This is a genomic window from Azospirillum palustre (genome assembly GCF_002573965.1).
Classification (GTDB): Bacteria; Pseudomonadota; Alphaproteobacteria; order Azospirillales; family Azospirillaceae; genus Azospirillum; species Azospirillum palustre.
The window spans coordinates 1,321,789-1,339,373 of the sequence record NZ_PDKW01000043.1; the positions used below are offsets into that span (position 1 = coordinate 1,321,789).

At 67.5% G+C, this 17,585-nt stretch carries 14 protein-coding genes and 1 tRNA gene; 9 read left to right on the top strand and 6 right to left on the bottom strand.

Going from position 1 to position 17,585, the window contains the following annotated elements; translation table 11 throughout:
- The first annotated feature begins 342 nt into the window (after positions 1-342).
- Together CRT60_RS28545 and CRT60_RS28550 are read left to right on the top strand one after the other, a co-directional pair.
- Positions 343-786 carry a response regulator gene (locus tag CRT60_RS28545; protein WP_098739845.1) on the top strand — a complete coding sequence of 148 codons (444 nt, stop codon included), beginning with the start codon at positions 343-345 and terminating at the stop codon, positions 784-786.
- 148 nt (positions 787-934) lie between these two features.
- Positions 935-2,146 carry a DUF2252 family protein gene (locus CRT60_RS28550; RefSeq protein ID WP_098741074.1) on the top strand — a complete coding sequence of 404 codons (1,212 nt, stop codon included), beginning with the start codon at positions 935-937 and terminating at the stop codon, positions 2,144-2,146.
- Here the strand turns inward: CRT60_RS28550 and CRT60_RS28555 are convergent.
- The 3 genes from CRT60_RS28555 to CRT60_RS28565 form a co-directional block, all read right to left on the bottom strand.
- Positions 2,122-3,381, bottom strand: a complete 1,260-nt coding sequence (locus tag CRT60_RS28555; protein ID WP_098739846.1) for a CCA tRNA nucleotidyltransferase — start codon at positions 3,379-3,381, stop codon at positions 2,122-2,124. The two genes, CRT60_RS28550 and CRT60_RS28555, sit on opposite strands and share 25 nt — an antisense overlap.
- 73 nt (positions 3,382-3,454) lie before the next feature.
- Complete coding sequence (locus tag CRT60_RS28560) at positions 3,455-4,093, bottom strand: CoA pyrophosphatase (protein WP_098739847.1); 639 nt, start codon at positions 4,091-4,093, stop codon at positions 3,455-3,457.
- Between the two features lie 32 nt (positions 4,094-4,125).
- Entirely contained in the window at positions 4,126-4,734 is a 609-nt protein-coding gene (locus CRT60_RS28565; protein ID WP_244592819.1) for a DUF1285 domain-containing protein, read from the bottom strand.
- 295 nt (positions 4,735-5,029) lie between these two features.
- Here CRT60_RS28565 and CRT60_RS28570 point away from each other — a divergent pair, with 295 nt between their 5' ends.
- The 5 genes from CRT60_RS28570 (at position 5,030) to CRT60_RS28590 (ending at position 12,016) form a co-directional block, all read left to right on the top strand.
- Positions 5,030-5,995 (top strand): AAA family ATPase, encoded by a 966-nt coding sequence (locus CRT60_RS28570; RefSeq protein WP_098739848.1) that lies wholly within the window; start codon positions 5,030-5,032, stop codon positions 5,993-5,995.
- A gap of 20 nt (positions 5,996-6,015) precedes the next feature.
- Positions 6,016-6,945 (top strand): DUF58 domain-containing protein, encoded by a 930-nt coding sequence (locus CRT60_RS28575; RefSeq protein WP_098739849.1) that lies wholly within the window; start codon positions 6,016-6,018, stop codon positions 6,943-6,945.
- A 48-nt stretch (positions 6,946-6,993) separates the two neighbouring features.
- The gene (locus tag CRT60_RS28580) at positions 6,994-9,717 is read left to right on the top strand and encodes a DUF4159 domain-containing protein (RefSeq protein ID WP_098739850.1); all 2,724 of its coding nucleotides are present in this window, start codon (positions 6,994-6,996) and stop codon (positions 9,715-9,717) included.
- Positions 9,717-11,822 (top strand): hypothetical protein, encoded by a 2,106-nt coding sequence (locus tag CRT60_RS28585; protein ID WP_098739851.1) that lies wholly within the window; start codon positions 9,717-9,719, stop codon positions 11,820-11,822. The genes CRT60_RS28580 and CRT60_RS28585 overlap by 1 nt, the downstream gene beginning before the upstream one ends.
- A 119-nt stretch (positions 11,823-11,941) precedes the next feature.
- Positions 11,942-12,016, top strand: a tRNA-Gln gene (locus CRT60_RS28590).
- Between the two features lie 175 nt (positions 12,017-12,191).
- Here CRT60_RS28590 and CRT60_RS28595 read toward each other — a convergent pair.
- Together CRT60_RS28595 and CRT60_RS28600 are read right to left on the bottom strand one after the other, a co-directional pair.
- A complete protein-coding gene (locus tag CRT60_RS28595) occupies positions 12,192-13,373 on the bottom strand; it encodes a hypothetical protein (protein WP_143273407.1) in 1,182 nt (393 codons plus the stop codon).
- A gap of 235 nt (positions 13,374-13,608) precedes the next feature.
- Positions 13,609-14,460, bottom strand: coding sequence for a helix-turn-helix transcriptional regulator (locus CRT60_RS28600; RefSeq protein ID WP_098739853.1), 852 nt, complete (start codon positions 14,458-14,460; stop codon positions 13,609-13,611).
- Between the two features lie 99 nt (positions 14,461-14,559).
- Between CRT60_RS28600 and CRT60_RS28605 the strand changes: the two genes are divergently transcribed.
- On the top strand, positions 14,560-15,324 hold the full coding sequence (locus CRT60_RS28605; protein ID WP_098739854.1) for a class I SAM-dependent methyltransferase: 765 nt from the start codon (positions 14,560-14,562) through the stop codon (positions 15,322-15,324).
- A 9-nt stretch (positions 15,325-15,333) separates the two neighbouring features.
- Here CRT60_RS28605 and CRT60_RS28610 read toward each other — a convergent pair whose 3' ends face one another.
- On the bottom strand, positions 15,334-16,527 hold the full coding sequence (locus CRT60_RS28610) for an MFS transporter (protein ID WP_098739855.1): 1,194 nt from the start codon (positions 16,525-16,527) through the stop codon (positions 15,334-15,336).
- A gap of 130 nt (positions 16,528-16,657) precedes the next feature.
- Here CRT60_RS28610 and CRT60_RS28615 point away from each other — a divergent pair, with 130 nt between their 5' ends.
- The gene (locus tag CRT60_RS28615) at positions 16,658-17,560 is read left to right on the top strand and encodes a LysR family transcriptional regulator (protein ID WP_098739856.1); all 903 of its coding nucleotides are present in this window, start codon (positions 16,658-16,660) and stop codon (positions 17,558-17,560) included.
- Positions 17,561-17,585 lie beyond the last annotated feature (25 nt).

The following is a 17,585-nucleotide window of genomic DNA, read 5'->3' on the forward strand; positions in this document are numbered from 1 at the left end:
AAACGGTCAGGTTCAGGCTATCCGATTCTTGCTTTCGAATTCGCAAGGCCGAGGCGGACGGCGGCGGCATTATTTTCCATAACCTAACTTATGTGCTTTTTGCCTGTAAGCGGGGTGGGTTCTATCCTGAAGCGCAACCCGCCAGACGTCTCCCTGCAAAGTTCCTGTGTTTGGCTGCGGATTCTGTGAATAGCCTATAAACCGAACCTGAAAAATATTTGAAACTTACCGATGGAAATACTCATGGTATATAAGAGTATTTCCTAATTGTCCGTGAGTGTCTGAACTTCATATCCAACGACCTGCTCTCTCGGTATTCTCCAATCCCCCACACAGGTCAAAATGGAAGAGCTGTCCAAGCTGATCGATCACAAACTGCTTTCCGTTTTGGTTGTGGACGACAACAAATTCACTGCGGATCTGGTAAGAAAAATCCTGAATGCCCATGGGATATCAGAGGTTTATCAGGAATACAGTGGGGAAACTGCATTGGCGTGCCTGTTCTCAAACCATATCAACGTGGTTATCTGTGACGTGGTGATGAAGGGAATGAGCGGGCTCCAATTTACGAAAGCTGTAAGGGATGGATATGTGCCTTTGCCTGGTAAAAAGGAAACCCCGATTGTAATGCTCACTGCCCATTCCGAGCAGAACATTGTCATGGCATCGTTGAAGATCGGTGCCAATGGCTACTTGGTTAAGCCGATAGTTCCGAAAAAACTGATGCAACTCATCTCGAAGTCGTGCCGAAGCACACTCCCCATTCTCACAATCCGAGGAAGTTGAGAGAAAATCAGCTTGATCGCCGGCGGTTCCCAGGAACATGCCCCGTAAGCATGCATGGCTGGGTCGTTGTGGGTTGGCCGGTTGCGGCATGGCGGATGATCGATGCGTTGCCCATTTCCGGCCTCGCAACTTCGGATCCGGATGGATGATGTCGTCGAATAACCAGCCCACCCCGCCCGATCAACGCCAAGCGGTCCTGTCCCAGCGCCGAAATCTCAAGATGGCCGAATCCGCTCACGCCTATGTGCGCGGCAGCACCGTGAAATTCTACGAATGGCTGGAGCAGTCCAGCGGCCGGATCCCCGACGGTCCGCCGGTCTGGATCTGCGGCGACTGCCATGTCGGCAACCTCGGACCGGTTGCCAATGCCAAGGGCCGGATCGGCATTCAGATTCGCGATGTCGACCAGACGGTTGTCGGCAACCCCGCCCATGACCTGATCCGGCTCGGCCTGTCGCTCGCCACCGCGGCGCGCGGTTCCGACCTGCCCGGCGTCACCACGGCGCTGATGCTGGAGCGGATGATCGAGGGCTACATGATGACCCTCGACGGCGAGCTGGGCGGGGATGCGGTGCGGAAAAGGCCGTCGGTCGTCCGCCTCGGCATGCGTCAGGCCATCGGACGCACCTGGAAGCATCTGGCCAAGGACCGCATCAAGGACATCCGGCCGACCATCCCCCTCGGCAAGCGGTTTTGGCCGCTGACCGACGAGGAGCGCGCCGCCGTCGAGGATCTGTTTGCCAAGGATCAGGTCCGCCGCCTGGTGACCGCTCTGCACTCCCGCGACGACAACGACCGGATCGAGCTGCTGGACGCCGCCTATTGGGTAAAGGGATGCAGTTCGCTCGGCCGGTTGCGGATCGCGGTGCTTCTCGGCGTCGGCGAGGGTCATTACGACGAGGGCGGCCTCAGCCTGATCGACATCAAGGAGGCGGTCCAGGCCGCAGCACCGCGTGCCGCCAGGAACGGCATGCCGCGCGACAATGCGGAACGCGTGGTGACCGGTGCGCAGAATCTCTCGCCCTATCTCGGCGACCGCATGCGCCCTGCCCGCCTGCTCGACCGCGCCGTCTTCCTGCGCGAGCTGCTGCCGCAGGACATCAAGCTCGACTTCGATCATCTGACGCGCGAGGAAGCGACCCGCGTCGCCTTCTATCTGGCCGCCGTGGTCGGCAAGGCGCATGCCCGCCAGATGGACGAGGCGACGCGCAAGTCATGGCGCGGCGAACTGGCGCGCAACCGGACCAAGAGCCTGGATGCTCCGTCCTGGCTGTGGTCCAGCATCGTCGACCTGATCGTCGGTCACGAAGCGGCCTATCTGGAGCATTGCCGCCGCTACGCCGAACGGCCGGACGCCTGATCGAGAAAACTACGGGCCATCTCCAGGCAGGCGTCGCGGTCCGGCTGGAAATCCTCGGCGATCCACCAGGCCTCGACGCGCTTCAGCGTGCCGCCGACCAGCGGGCCGCGCGGAACGCCAAGCTCCAGCAGGTCGCGACCGGCGATCGGCAGCTTCAGGCCCGGCAGATCGTCGGCCACCGACAGGGCCTTGCGCAACGCACCCAAATCCAGCGGCCCGTCATGGATGGCGGCGGCGATCAGCAGCAGGTCGCCGAACAGCTCCGCATCGCCGACGCGGTACAGCGCCTGACGCAGGGCCTTGCGGTTGTCCGCCGGCGCCACCGCGACCGGCGGCTCGACCAGGGCCAGCAGGCGGTCGCGCTCGTGGTTGGACAGGCGCAGAGCGTCGGCAACCCTGAGCGCGCCCGGCCGGTCGCTGTCCAGCACGGCGGCCAGCCGGCGGGTGGGGTCGGGCGTCAGGCCGAGATCGCGTTCCACGGCGATCAACCGCTCCAGCCGGTCGGTGTCCATCGCCTCCGGCAGCAGATGGACCATGATCCCCTGCCCCATCATCAACCGCCAGACCGAAGCGGCGCAGGGGGCGGTCAGCAGGCGGAACAGCTCCCCCCGCACCCGCTCACCCGACAGCGTCGGCAGGCGCGGCGCCAGATCGCGACAGGCGGCGAGCGCCTCGGCATCCGGTTCGCCGCGGCCGTAATGGGCATGGAAGCGGAAGAAGCGCAGCAGGCGCAGCACATCCTCCTCGATCCGCCGGCGGGCTTCGCCGACGAAGCGCACATGTCCGGCGGTGAGATCGGCCAGACCGCCGAACGGGTCGAACATCGCGCCGTCCGGCGTGCAGCTCAGCGCGTTCATGGTCAGGTCGCGGCGGGCGGCGTCCTCGATCCAGTCGTCGGTGAATTCGACGCGGGCGTGGCGGCCGAAAGTCTCCACGTCGCGCCGCAGCGTGGTGATCTCATAGGGCTTGCCGCCGCACAGCGCGGTGACGGTGCCATGGGCGAGGCCGGTCGGGATGACGCGGATCCCCGCCGCCTCCAACAGCTCCATGACCCGCTCGGGCGGCGCATGGGTGGCGATGTCGATGTCCTTCACCGGCCGGCCGAGCCACGCATCGCGCACGCAGCCGCCGACGAATCGCGCGTCGGCGCCGCCCGATGCCAGGGCAGCGAACAGCGCGAGGCTTTCGGGGGCGGTCATCCAGGGCTGGGGCGACAGGTGTGCGGCAACGGTCATGGCGCGCGACGCTATCCGATTCCCGGTCCCCATTCCACCGCCGTCGGGTTTGGGGCCATCGGTTTCGAAGACCTCAGTCCGCCCCCTCCCCCGTTTCGCGGGCGGCGGCACCCAGCACGTCGCGCAGGTTCACCAGCATGCCGGCGGTCGCCCCCCAGATGTAACGCTGCGGATAGGGGAAGGCGTAGAACCAGCGCGGCTTGCCCAGGAACTCGCGGCTGTGGCGCTGCGGGTTCGACGGGTCGAGGATGAAGGACAGCGGCACCTCGAACACCTCCGCCACCTCGGTCGGGTCGGGCGTCAGGATGAAGGGCGGCGTCACCACCCCCACCACCGGCGTCACCCGGAATCCGGTGCGCGTGACATAGGTGTCCAGCCGGCCGACGATCTCGATCCGGCCGCGCTCCAGCCCGATCTCCTCCGCCGTTTCGCGCAAGGCGGTTTCCTCCGGAGTGCCGTCCTCCGGCTCCATCCGGCCGCCGGGGAAGCTGATCTGGCCGGCATGGGCGCTCAGCGTCGCGGTGCGCTGGGTGAAGATGACGGTCAGCTCCTCCGGCCGGTCGACCAGCGGAACCAGCACCGCCGCCTCGCGCAGGGTGGAGGGCGGCCCCATTTCCGGATTGAGGTCGTGGTCGCCCCGGATCTTGGCGGCATGCTTCGGCGCCGTCCGGTTCGACCGGACAGCATTCTCCACCGCCGCATCGGTGCTCATCGCCGGCAAGCGCCGGCGGACTTCCTCCAGGCTCAGTCGCCAGGCAGCCTGCCCAGCGTGAAGAAGACCTTGTTGCTCCATAGACCCACCTCGGACTCGCCGGTTTCGGTTTGGCGCGTCTCGCTGCGCTCGACCATGTCGTAGAACACGGGCCGCAGGATCAGCGCCTCAAGCCGGCTTCTGATTTCGATGTAGGGTGCCGGCTCCCCGGTTTCAGGGTTAACGGCGACGCGGATCGGATGTTCGGGGCCGGCCTCCACCCAGTGATCGAGGTTGGTACGGAAGGACAGGACCTGATCGGCCCCGCTTCCCGCCACGGTCATCTCCACCGCAACGAACGGGGCGTCGTCCACGACGATCCGGCCGCGCTCGACAGGCGTGATCAGCCAGTAATCGCCGTCGTCGTCGCGCTTCAGGACGGTGGAGAACAGCTTCGCCAGTTCGATCCGGCGGATGGGATCGCCATTGTGGAACCAGGTGCCGTCGCGCGCAATGCGGATGTCGTACTGCTCCAGCGTCGGTGTCCGTCCCAGCGCCACCGGCAAGTCGGGCGGCAGGTTGGCCGGCAGATCCGGCGGCGTCTCCGGAACGGTTTGTCCATCTGAGCGCTTGTCATTCGCCATCGCGTTACCGACCTTCATGGAATTGGGAACCGTTTTGTCCCCGGACTTGCGCATTTTCGCCACACTCGGCCGCTAGGTCCACTCCAATGGTCCTGGCGCCACCACCCGTCCGGCGGCACATCCGGCGGCGGGATTCGGAAAATGGGTGTCGACAAGGTGCCGGAACAGGGCCAACCATGCGGATCCCGTGTTTCGCGTCGCGGACTCCTGCGACCGTGACACCGATAGGCCCACCATCGGGGAGCAGCAGACCTTGAGCGCACAGGACATCCTGAGGGGGCAGCCTCCCGTGCCGGAGGACCCGCAACGGCTGATGGAAGAGATCGAGGCGCTGGGCGACCGCCTTGCCTCCGTCCGCGACCGCATCGGCCGCGTGATCTTCGGCCAGCAGGAGGTGATCGACCGCACGTTGGTCACGCTGCTGGCCGGCGGCCATGTCCTGCTGATCGGCGTTCCCGGCCTTGCCAAGACGCGGCTGGTGGAAACGCTGGGCACCGTGCTGGGCCTCGCCGAAAAGCGAATCCAGTGCACGCCCGATTTGATGCCCGCCGACATCCTGGGCTCCGAAGTGCTGGAGGAGGGCGAGAACGGCCGCCGGTCCTTCCGCTTCTTGCCCGGTCCGGTGTTCAGCCAGCTGCTGATGGCCGACGAGATCAACCGCGCCAGCCCGCGCACCCAGTCGGCCCTGCTCCAGGCGATGCAGGAGCACCGGGTGTCGGTCGCCGGCCAGTACCATCCCCTGCCCCAGCCCTTCCATGTGCTGGCCACCCAGAATCCGCTGGAGCAGGAAGGCACCTATCCGCTGCCGGAAGCCCAGCTCGACCGCTTCCTGATGCAGATCGACGTCGATTATCCCGACCGCGAGGCGGAACGTCGGATGATGATCGCCACCACCGGGGCCACCGACGAGCGCGCGGTGACGGTGCTGTCCGCCGCCGATCTGCAGGCGGCACAACGCCTCGTCCGCCGCGTGCCGGTCGGCGAAGGGGTGGTGGACGGGATCCTCGACCTCGTCCGCCGCGGCCGTCCGGAAACGTCGGAGCTGATGGAGGTGCGCCAGCATGTCGCCTGGGGCCCCGGCCCGCGCGCCAGCCAGTCGCTGATGCTCGCCGCCCGCGCCCGTGCGGTGCTGGATGGCCGCCTGTCGCCGTCGCTGGACGATGTCGTTGCGCTGGCCAAGCCCATCCTGAAGCACCGCATGGCGCTGAACTTCGCCGCGCGGGCCGACGGGGTGACGCTGGACGACGTCATCGACCGCCTCTGCGCGCCCCTGGCCTGACCCCTCGAAGCGGAGCCGCAATGCCGCGCAGCCCAAACTCCCCGCAAAAAAGCCAGCCGCCGGGTCAGCTGTCGAATACCCTGCTGGCGCGGCATCGCGCGGAGGAGCTGGCATCCGCCCTGCCCCCGCTTCTGGTCGCGGCGGAGCGGGTGGCGGCGACGGTCGCCCAGGGGGTGCATGGGCGCCGCCGCGTCGGGCTGGGCGAGACCTTCTGGCAGTTCCGCCGCTACCAGCCGGGCGACGCCCCGTCGATGATCGACTGGCGCCAGTCGGCCAAGACCCAGCCGGTCTATGTCCGCGAGAATGAATGGGAGGCGGCGCAAAGCGTCTGGCTGTGGCGCGACCGCTCCGCCTCCATGGATTTCCGTTCCGTCGCCGGGCTGCCGACCAAGCGGGAGCGGGCGGATCTGCTGACGCTCGCCACCGCCGTGCTGCTGGCCCGCGGCGGCGAGCGGGTCGCCCTGCTGAACAGCGGCGTGCGTCCCGACCACGGCAAGACCGCCATCGACCGCATCGCCCGGCTGATGACCGACCCGCGTGCCGCTGCCGCGCCCGACCCGCTGCCGCGGGTGGAACCCCTGCCCCGCCATGCGCAGACGGTTCTGTTCGGCGACCTGCTGTCCCCCCTGCCGGAAATCCACGCCATCGTTGCCGGCCTCACCGGGCGAGGCCTGCGCGGCCATCTGGTCCAGATCCTCGATCCGGCCGAAGAAACGCTGCCCTATGACGGCCGTGTCGATTTCCACGGCCTGGAGGGCGAACAGAATCTGCTGGTCCCCCGAGTCGAGGCCGTCCGCGACGCCTACCGCGAGCGCCTGAAGGCGCAGCAGGACGGGTTGGCGGCGCTTGCCCGCACCGCCGGCTGGAGTTTCGCCGTTCATCGTACCGACCGTTCGCCGCAATCCGCGCTGCTCACCCTCTGGGGTGCGATGGCGATGGAGGCGGTGTGACGCGCCGCTCTACCTTTTCTCGCCCCTCCCCCTCGTGAAGACGCGCCAATGCTGGGTCTCGGACCGATCGCCTTCGCCGCCCCCTGGGTCTTGACCGCACTGGCAGCCCTGCCGGTTCTCTGGTGGCTGCTGCGCGTCACGCCGCCGGCCCCGCGTGCGATCCAGTTTCCCGCCATCCGCCTGCTGCGCGACCTGATCGCGCGGGAGGAGACGCCGGCCCGGACGCCGTGGTGGCTGCTGCTCCTGCGGCTGATCGTGGCGGCGCTGATCATCCTGGCGCTGGCCGGTCCATTGCTGAACCCGCGGGCGGCACTGCCCGGCGGCGGGCCGTTGCTGCTGGTGGTCGACAATGGCTGGGCGGCCGGGCGTGACTGGCCGACCCGCAAGCGCACGATGGACGAGCTGATCGCCCAGGCCGACCGCCAGCAGCGGCCGGTGATCCTGCTGCCCACCGCCCCGGCCGCCGACGGGCAACCGATCCATGCAAGCGCCGTCCTGCCGGCACCCGAGGCCCGCCGTCTGGCCCAGGCGATGGTTCCCCTGCCCTGGCCGACCGACCGTGCCGCGGCGCTGGAGGCCCTGAAGGCGGTGGCCACGCAGGCCGACGGGCGCGGCTCCATCCATGCGGTGTGGCTCAGCGACGGCGTTGGCGACAAACAGGCCGCCGCCCTCGCCGCCGGATTGCAGCGGCTGGGCTCCGCCGATGTCCTCGACGACTCCGCCGAGCATCCCCCTCATTTGCTGCTGCCGCCCTCCAGCGAGGGTACGGCGCTGACCGCCCGCGTCGTCCGCGCCGATCCGTCGAAGCCGGAGCCGGTGACCGTCCGCCTCGCCGCCGCCGACGGCCGGCTGCTGACCCGCCAGACCGTCACCTTCGAGCCGGGCCAGAAGGTTCGGGAGGTGCGGCTGGACGTGCCGACCGAGCTGCGCAACGACGCCGCCAGCCTGCGGGTCGAAGGCGACACCACCGCCGGCGCCACGGTCCTGTTGGACGAGCGCTGGCGCCGCCGGCCCGTCGGCCTCGCGTCCGGCCGGGCGGAAGGGGAAAGCCAGCCGCTGCTGTCCGATCTCTATTATCTCGAACGCGCGCTGTCGCCTTACAACGAGGTGCGGCGCGGCGAGACGCTGGATCTGCTGAAGCGCGATCTGGCCGTGCTGATCCTGTCCGACATCGGCGCCCTGACCGGGACCGAGGTTCAGGACATCGAGGATTGGGTGAAGAAGGGCGGCGTGCTGGTCCGCTTCGCCGGTCCGCGTCTGGCCCAGCATGCCGACACGCTGGTGCCGGAGCGGCTGCGCATCGGCGACCGCGCGCTTGGCGGTGCCCTGTCCTGGTCGGAGCCGGCAAAGCTCCAGCCCTTCCCGCCGAAATCGCCCTTCGAGGGGCTGACCATCCCGCCCGATGTCCAGGTGAACCGGCAGGTGCTCGCCGAGCCGGCGCTGGATCTGGCGGACCGCACCTGGGCGAGGCTGGCCGACGGCACGCCGCTGGTCACCTCGCAGAAGCGCGGTGACGGCTGGATCGTGCTGGTCCACACCACCGCCAGCCCGGACTGGTCGAACCTGCCGCTGTCGGGCCTGTTCGTCGACATGCTGCGCCGGCTGGTCGCGCTCAGCGGCGGCGTGACGGGAACGGCGGCCACCGCTTCACTCGATCCGGTCGAGGTGCTGGACGGCACCGGCCGGCTGGTTCCGCCGCCGCCGACCGCCTTCCCCATCCCCGGCAATGCCGCCGCCGATGTCATCGGACCGCGCCATCCTCCGGGGTTCTACGGCACCGACGATGCCCGGCGCGCGCTGAACCTGTCCGCCGCCGTCACCGCCATCGACCCGCTGCCGCCGATGCCGGCCGGCGTGGGCCGCGACGGCTATGGCGGCCGCGGCGAGGTTCCGCTGAAGCCGTCGCTGCTGGCGGCAGCCCTCGCCCTGCTGTCCATCGACCTGCTGATCGCACTGGCCCTGCGCGGCCTGCTGCGCCCGACCAGCCTCCGGCGTAGGGCCGGCGGGGCGGCGGCCGGCCTGCTGCTGGCGCTCGCCCTGTCTTCAGCGCCGCAGCCCGCCCGCGCGCTCGATCAGGACAAGGCAGTCAAGGTGACGGCGGAGACCTACCTCGCCTATGTCCAGACCGGTGACAGCAGCATCGACGACACCGCCCGCGCCGGGCTTGAGGGGCTGGTCGGCGTGCTCGGCCTGCGCACCGCCGTCGAAGCGGCCGGAGCGGTCGGCGTCGACCCCGAACAGGACGAGCTGGCCTTCTATCCCCTGCTCTACTGGCCGGTGTCGGATCGGCAGAAAGCGCTGTCCGATCAGGCGCGTCAGCGGGTGAACGAGTATATGCGCAGCGGCGGCACCATCCTGTTCGACACCCGCGACCAGGCGCCGGGAGGCGGTCCGGCCGTTCTGCAACGGCTGGTGCAGGGCCTGGACATCCCGCCGCTCGCCCCGGTTCCGCAGGACCATGTGCTGCGCAAGTCCTTCTACCTGCTGACCGACTTTCCCGGACGCTATGCCGGAGGGCAGCTGTGGATCGAAGCGCGGGAGGGGCCGGCGAATGACGGCGTGTCCTCCGTCGTGATCGGCGGCAACGACTGGGCATCGGCCTGGGCGGTTGGCCGCAACGGCCAGCCGATGTTCGCGGTCATCCCCGGCGGCGAACGTCAGCGCGAGATCGCCTATCGCTTTGGCGTCAACCTCGTGATGTACGCGCTGACCGGCAACTACAAAGCCGATCAGGTTCATGTGCCCGCCATCCTGGAAAGGCTCGGCCAGTGATGCCCGTCGATCTGCTCTCCGGCGTTTCCGTGGCGCTGGCGCCCCTGCTGCCCTGGCCGGTGCTGGGCGCACTCTTCGGCTTTGCCCTGCTGATGGTGCTGATCGCGGCGGCGCGCCGGGCACGCGGCACATGGCTGCGCCTGCTGGCGGTGGCGGTGCTGGCCCTGGCGCTGATCAACCCCTCGCTGGTCCAGGAGAAGCGCGACCCGATCAAGGACGTCGCCATCGTGGTGATCGACGATTCGCCGAGCCAAGCGATCGGCTACCGCCGCGCCCGCACCGAGCGTGCGGCGGAACAGCTGACCGAGCGGCTGAAGCGCTTCAACGATCTGGAGGTGCGCGTCGTCCGCAGCGCCGAGGGCGGCGAAACCGGCGGCACCATCAACGAGACCCATCTGTTCGATGCGCTGAACCGCGCCATGGCCGATGTGCCGCGCCGCCGCATGGCCGGCGCCGTCTTCATCACCGACGGTCAGGTGCATGACGTTCCGCAGGTGCCGGGCAAGCTGGCCGACATCGGCCCGATCCACACGCTGCTGACCGGCGACCGCGACGAGGGCGACCGCCGCATCGCCATTGTGCAGGCGCCGAACTACGGCCTTGTCGGCAAGCCGGTCGAATTGACCATCCGTGTCGACGACATGCCCGGCCGCCAGTCCGCCGACGCCGCGGTGACCCTGCGCCAGGACGGCGGCGCCCCCAGCACCATCCGCGTGCCGGTCGGCCGCGACGTTCGCGTCGACCTGCCGATCACCCATGGCGGCCAGAATGTGCTGGAACTGGAGGTCGAGCCGGCGAAGCAGGAGCTGACCCTCGCCAACAACCGCGCTGCCGTGGTGGTGAACGGCGTGCGCGACCGGCTGCGCGTGCTGCTGGTGTCCGGCGAACCCCATGCCGGCGAGCGCACGTGGCGCAACCTGCTGAAGGCCGATCCGGCGGTGGATCTGGTCCATTTCACCATCCTGCGCCCGCCGGAGAAGCAGGACGGCACGCCGATCCGTGAGTTGTCGCTGATCGCCTTCCCGATCCGCGAGCTGTTCGAGGTGAAGCTGGACGAGTTCGACCTGATCATCTTCGACCGCTACCGCCGCCGTGGCGTGCTGCCGCAGATGTATCTGGAGAATATCGCCGATTATGTCCGCAAGGGCGGCGCCCTGCTGGAAACCTCCGGACAGGGCTATGCCGGGCCGCTGTCGCTGTACCGCACGCCGCTGGGGTCGATCCTGCCGGCGGCACCCAGCGGCCAGACGGTGGACAGCCCGTTCCTGCCGACCGTGACAGATGTCGGCCGCCGCCATCCGGTGACCGCCGGACTGCCCGGCGACCGCCTGGACGCGGCGCCGAGCTGGGGCCGCTGGTTCCATCAGGTGGATGTGACGCCCAACAGCGGCACCGTGGTGATGCAGGGGGCCGGCAACCGCCCGCTTCTGGTGCTGGACCGCGTCGGCAAGGGCCGGGTGGCGCAGCTCGCCTCCGACCAGATCTGGCTGTGGAGCCGCGGCTTCGAAGGCGGCGGCCCGCAGGCGGAGCTTCTGCGCCGTCTCGCCCACTGGCTGATGAAGGAGCCGGAGCTGGAGGAGAACGACCTGCGCGCCCATGTGGACGGCAACCGCATCACGGTCGAACGCCGGTCCCTGACGCCCGACCCGCGTTCCGTCACCATCACCGATCCGTCCGACCAGACCAGCACGCTCCAACTGACCGACGACCGCACCGGCCGGGCCATCGCCACCGTGACCGCCGCGGCCCCCGGCATCTACCGCATCTCCGATGGGGAGCGGACGACGCTGGCGGTGGTGGGGGCTGTGAACACGCCGGAATTGGCCGATGTGCGGTCCACCGGCGACCGCATGCAGCCGGTGGCGGAGGCGACGGGCGGCGGCATCCATTGGGTGACCGATACCGACAGCGGCCCCAATCCCGGCATCGATGTGCGCCGCACCCAGCCCGACCGCAGCCAGACCGGATCCGGCTGGATCGGCCTGCGCGCCAACGGCGACTATACTGTCACCGGCGTGACCGACGTGCCGCTGCTGCCGGTTGGTGCGGTGCTGGCCCTGGTGCTGGGCGGGTTGCTGATGGCATGGCGCCGGGAGGGCCGCTGAGCTGCCTCGCGGAGGGCCGATTGATCGCGATAATTTTCTGAAAACAGCCTGTTGCGTTCGGCCGGTCTTCCGATTATGGTGCCGCTCCTTCCGGCGATACGAGAGATCGCCGCGCCGGTTGGGGCGTCGCCAAGTGGTAAGGCAGCGGTTTTTGGTACCGCCATCCGCAGGTTCGAATCCTGCCGCCCCAGCCAATTTTCCAATTGCTGATACAGAAAACTTCCAACCCGCCCTTCGGCGGGTTTTCGCGTTTTTGGCAGCCGGGCCAGTACCGCCCACTTCCGAGATCGGCACTGTACCGGGGCGTCGAGACCGGAGGCGGATGACTCGGGAGCACTTGCCTTGCGGGTGTCCCGAGCCAGCCTTTCCTTAAAGAGCGGCGGCCAGTGAAGCCGAAGCCTGTTCGGATGCCAGGAACTGCGCGGAACGGCTGGCGGATGTCGTCAGCGGGGCGGCAGACCGTCCCTCGCGATACCCCGATGTGACATAATGCGTCGCAGCTCCCAGTTCGCTGGTGCCGTACATCCACCGGAGGTCCGGGTAGCGCGCAAGATAAGCGGCCGCATTGAAGGTCGTCGACCTGCCCTCAAGCCGTCCTGCGGTGGCATAGTGCAGTGCTGCAGCACTCTTATCCGCTCCGAACGCCTGGATAAGATCGGGATTGGCAGCGATGTAGCTCATTGCATTGAAGCTGGTGCTGCGTCCTTCCAGACGTCCGGCATTGATATAATGCTGGGTGGCGGCAACAGTGTTCGCACCGAACGCGGTGGCCAGATCGGGATTCGCCGCAAGATAGCTCGCAGCATCGAAGGTCGTCGACCGGTGTTCGCGGATGCCGGCGCTCAGATAATGGCTCAACACCGGCGCGGTGTTTCCGCCGAACGCGGCGGCCAGATCGGGATTCGCTGCCAGATAAGACAGCGGATCCAGTGCAGCAACGCTTGAGGTTGCAACCGTACGATCCTCGAAGCGGATGTATTCGACCCCGATCAGCTGGTCGTAACCGTTCGAGTCATAGACATAGACGGATCCGCCATAGCTGAAGACGGTATTCCAATACGTGCTCCTATCACGTTGGACGGTATCGACGCCGTCACCACCGTCGATAACGTTGTTCCCATAGCCGCCATCCAGAAGGTCCGATCCGCCGCCACCCAGAATCGTATCGTTTCCGTTATACCCCCGAATCGTATCGTTGAAATCCGACCCGAACATCGTATCCGAACCCGACAGGATCGAGGACCGTGCGCTGCTGCTTGCGCCACTGGACAGCCACGCGAGGAAGGTGGTTGCGGGAACCGACAGGCTTTCGACGGTGTAGGTCGGTCTGCCATTCGACAGCGAGCGTATGGCGGAAATCGTTCCGCCCACCACATTGGTACCCGTCGAATTGTATGCGAAATTTCCATAAAACTCGGTGACTGCACCGCCACCGTAGCTTGCCGAAATATAAGTGCTGTTTGCACCGGATATCTGCGCATACAGAAGATCGGCGATATAGATATTGTCGGTGTTAACCCCGGTTGAACCACCCGCAATAAAGCGCGCCATAGGCCTTCCCCTGATTTTTGTTGCGTTTGTTTTCAGCTCGACGCGTGTTATTTGGATGACGCTTTTAATATCGCTCAAGCTCAACGAAAACAGCCTCAGAGTAGCACAACCTCAGGGTACTAAAAGCACGCAATTGCATTTTTCCGCAACGGCTTGCGGCAGAAAATTGCGAACCGCGCTACCGGACTGCCAGTGATCAGGTGCCAAACGGCGAAGGGCAGCCGGATCGGCAGCCTTATTCCTGAATTTCTGCGAACTCGTTCGCAGAAGGCTCGACCAGCATGACCAGGGTGAAAGCGGACCGGTCACCCGGACGCAGGGTCACCTGCTCCAGCATCAGGGCGCCATCCAGCGGGTGATTGAATCGGCGCAGTCCGCCTTCCCGCTCCAGAACACTCTGGTCCTCCCACAGCCGGGCGAACGGCGGGCTGGCCTGCCGCAGTTCGTCGACCAATTGCCGAAGCGTCGGGTCGTCCGGGTGCCGGGCCGTTTCGGCACGAAACTCCGCCAGCAGCCGGCGGCCGCGATTCTCCCAATCCTGGATGAAATCGCGGGCCGACGGGTCGAGGAAGACATAGCGCAGCAGATTGGTTTCGGCGCCGGCCAACCAACCGGAAAAAAGCCGCTCCGCCCGGGGATTCCAGCCGACGGCGCTCCAGCAGCGGTCAAGGAGATAGGCTGGCGCGATCATCGCCGCCAGCGCCGCAAGCAGCGACGGCGGAGGGCTGTCCACCTGCCCCGCTGTCGGCATGTCCGGGTCGCGCTTGCGGGTCAGTTCGAACAGATAGGCCCGTTCAGCCGGGGTCAGGCGCAGCGCATTCGACAAACGCGCCAATGCGGCGGGAGAAACCGAAACGTCGCGGCCCTGTTCCAGCCATGTGTACCAGGTCGGACTGATGCCGCAGAGCTGGGCCAGTTCCTCCCGCCTCAGGCCGGGCGTTCTCCGGCGGGCGGAACCGGTTCGCACCCCCGCCTCTGCCGGAGCGATTCGTTCGCGGTGGCGCCGCAGAAAGGAGGCAAGCAGGCGGCGGCGGTCGGCCGTTGGATCGACGGGGGCCTGACCGGTGGAGGCGGGGGTGCGGATCATGGTGGCAGTGCTTATACCAGGATAACCACCTGTCTTGTACCCGGTTACGAATGGCGCGAGGCTCGCCGCATCAGCCAGCCAACTGCAAGGAAGCCCTCCATGACCCGGACTCACCATGGCGTCGTCGCCGAGAATTACGGCCCGCGCGCCGATGCCTACGTGTCCAGTGCCGTCCATGCCGGCGGCGCCGACCTGGACCAGATCGAGCTGGTCCTGCGTGGCCACTCGAACGCGCGGGTTCTGGATTTGGGCTGCGGCGGCGGCCATGTCAGCTACCGCGCCGCTCCCCATGTGGCGGAGGTCGTGGCCGTCGACCTGACGCCGGAGATGCTGGAGGTGGTCGCCCGCACCGCCGCGGAGCGCGGCCTGTCCAACATCGCCACCCGGCAGGCGCCCGCCGAACGGCTGCCCTTCGAGGATGGCCGGTTCGACGTCGTGCTCTGCCGCTTCACCGCCCATCATTGGCGTGATTTCGAGGCCGGACTGCGGGAGGCGCGGCGGGTGCTGGCACCGGGCGGGATTGCCGTCTTCATCGATTGCATCGCACCGGCCGCCGCCGTGCTGGACACCCACCTGCAGGTGGTCGAGGTGCTGCGCGACCCGTCGCATGTCCGCAACTATACGGCGGCTGAATGGATGGCGGCATCGGCACGGGCGGGCTTCGCTGTCCGGTCCCTGACGCCGCGGCGCCTGCGCATGGAGTTCCCGGTGTGGACCGCCCGCACCCGCACCCCGGACCTCCACGCCCAGGCCATCCGCTCGCTCCAGCGCAGTGCGGCGGCGGAGGTCCGCACCCATTTCGACATCACCGAAGACGGCAGCTTCCTGCTCGACACGCTGACGCTGGAGGCGGACCCGGTTTGACAGGCCGGTTCAGCAGGCCGCCGGAACAGTCGTCCGGCGGTCGGTCTCCCGCCTGTCGAGCGCACCGCTCGCCAGCGTCAGGACGAGACCGCCTAGAACGAACAGGCCACCGACCCACGGCGTGGCGCCGAGACCGAGCGGGGAGGAAACGACCTGCCCACCGAAGAAGGCACCCGCCGCGATGCCCAGGTTGAAGGCGGCGATGTTCAGCGCCGACGCCACATCGACCGCTTCCGGCGCGTGACGCTGCGCCAGCTGGACGACATAAAGCTGAAGGCCCGGGACATTGGCGAAGGCCAGCGCCCCCATGCCGGCCAGCGTGACCAGCGCCGGAACCTTGGCGTCCGCGGTGAAGGTGAAGACGATCAGAACCAGCGCCTGCAAGGCGAACAGCCAGGCCAGCGCCCGAACCGGCCGGCGGTTGGCAAGCCGGCCGCCGACGACATTGCCGACCGCGATGGCGGCACCGTACAGAACCAGGACGAGGCTGACGGTCGAGTTCGAGAAGCCGGTGATCGTCTCAAGGATCGGCGCCAGGAAGGTGAAGGCGACGAAGGTGCCGCCATAGCCGAGTGCGGTGATGGCGAAGGCCAGCAGAAGCCGCGGCTTCGCCAGGACGCCCAGCTGCGTGCCCAGACCGGCAGCCGGCGGTTGGCTGAGCCGTGCCGGCACCAGCGCCGCGACGCCCAGCCCGCCGACGACGCCAAGCACCGACACCGCCAGGAAGGTGGCACGCCAGCCGAAGGTCTGGCCGATCCAGGTGCCCAGCGGCACGCCGGTGACGATGGCGATGGTCAGGCCGGAGAACATCATGGCGATGGCCGAGGCGCGCCGGTCCTCCGGCACCAGATCGGCGGCGATGGTCGAACCGACCGAGAAGAAGACGCCATGGGCAAAGGCGCTCAGCACCCGCGCCACCAGCAGCGTCTCGTAATTGGGGCTGACGCCGGCCAGCAGGTTGCCGGCGACGAACACGCCCATCAGTCCGAGCAGCAACGGCTTGCGCGGCACCCGGCCGGTCAGCGCGGTCAGAATCGGCGCGCCGAACGTGACGCCCAGCGCATAGACGCTGACCACCATGCCGGCCAGCGGCAGGCTGACGTCCAGGTCGCTCGCCACGGTGGGGAGCAGGCCGACGATCACGAACTCCGTCGTCCCGATCGCATAGGCGCTGATCGCCAGCGCCAGCAGTGCAAGTGGCATTTCCAAGGTCTCCATTCCAAGAATGTCTGTGCTGGGGAGACGATGTGCGCCATAAGGTCAGGAACGGGAATACCAGCCCAGTTCGCATGATTTTGTCATTCAAGGACAAGGTAAGGATGGAGAGACCGGGATGAGCGATCCGCGCGCCTGGGAAATGCGGGTTTTCCTGCGGGTTGCCGCTCAGGGCAGCTTCAGCGCCGCCGGGCGAGATGTCGGCATGACACCGTCATCAACGGCGAAGCTGGTCGGTCGGCTGGAGGACCGGTTGGGTGTGCGGCTGGTCGAACGCTCCACCAGGAAGCTGCGCCTGACCGCCGAGGGAGAGCTTTATCGGGAACGGGCACAGACGCTGCTGGGCGAACTGGACGCGCTGGATGCGGAGATCGCCGGCGGCGCCCGCGCGCCCACCGGCCTGATCCGCGCCAACGCCTCGGTGCCGTTCGGCCAGCATTGCCTGCTGCCGCTGCTGCCTGAGTTCCTGCGTGACCATCCCGGCATCACGATGGACGTGACGATGACAGACGAGGTGGTGGACCTCTATGCTGCCCGTGTCGATGTCGCCTTCCGTGCCGGGCCCTTGAGCGATTCGGCGCTGCTGGCCCAGCGGCTGGGCGTCGTCCGGCGGAGGATCGTCGCCTCCCCCGCTTATCTGGACCGCAAAGGCGTACCGATGACCGCCGCGGATCTGGAGGCCCATGACTGTCTGGGCTTCAATTTCCGCCGTGCCGCCGCAGTCTGGCCGCTGAAGTCCGGCGGACGGCTGGTGGACCGCGAGGTGCCGACCCGCATCCTGGCCAACAATGGCGAGACGGTTCGCCATATGGCGCTGCTGGGGCTGGGCCTGGCGCGGCTCGCCGAATACCACGTCCGCGACGATTTGCGTGAAGGGCGGCTGGTCGCGGTGCTGGACGACACGCTGGTCGATACCGAGGAAATCCACGCCGTCTATACCGGTCGCGACCGTGCGCCACGCCGTGTCCGGGCCTTTCTGGACCATATGGCCCCGCGCCTGCGCACGATGCTGGCGGGTTGACCTGCCGAACTGACTTGCCGGGCAC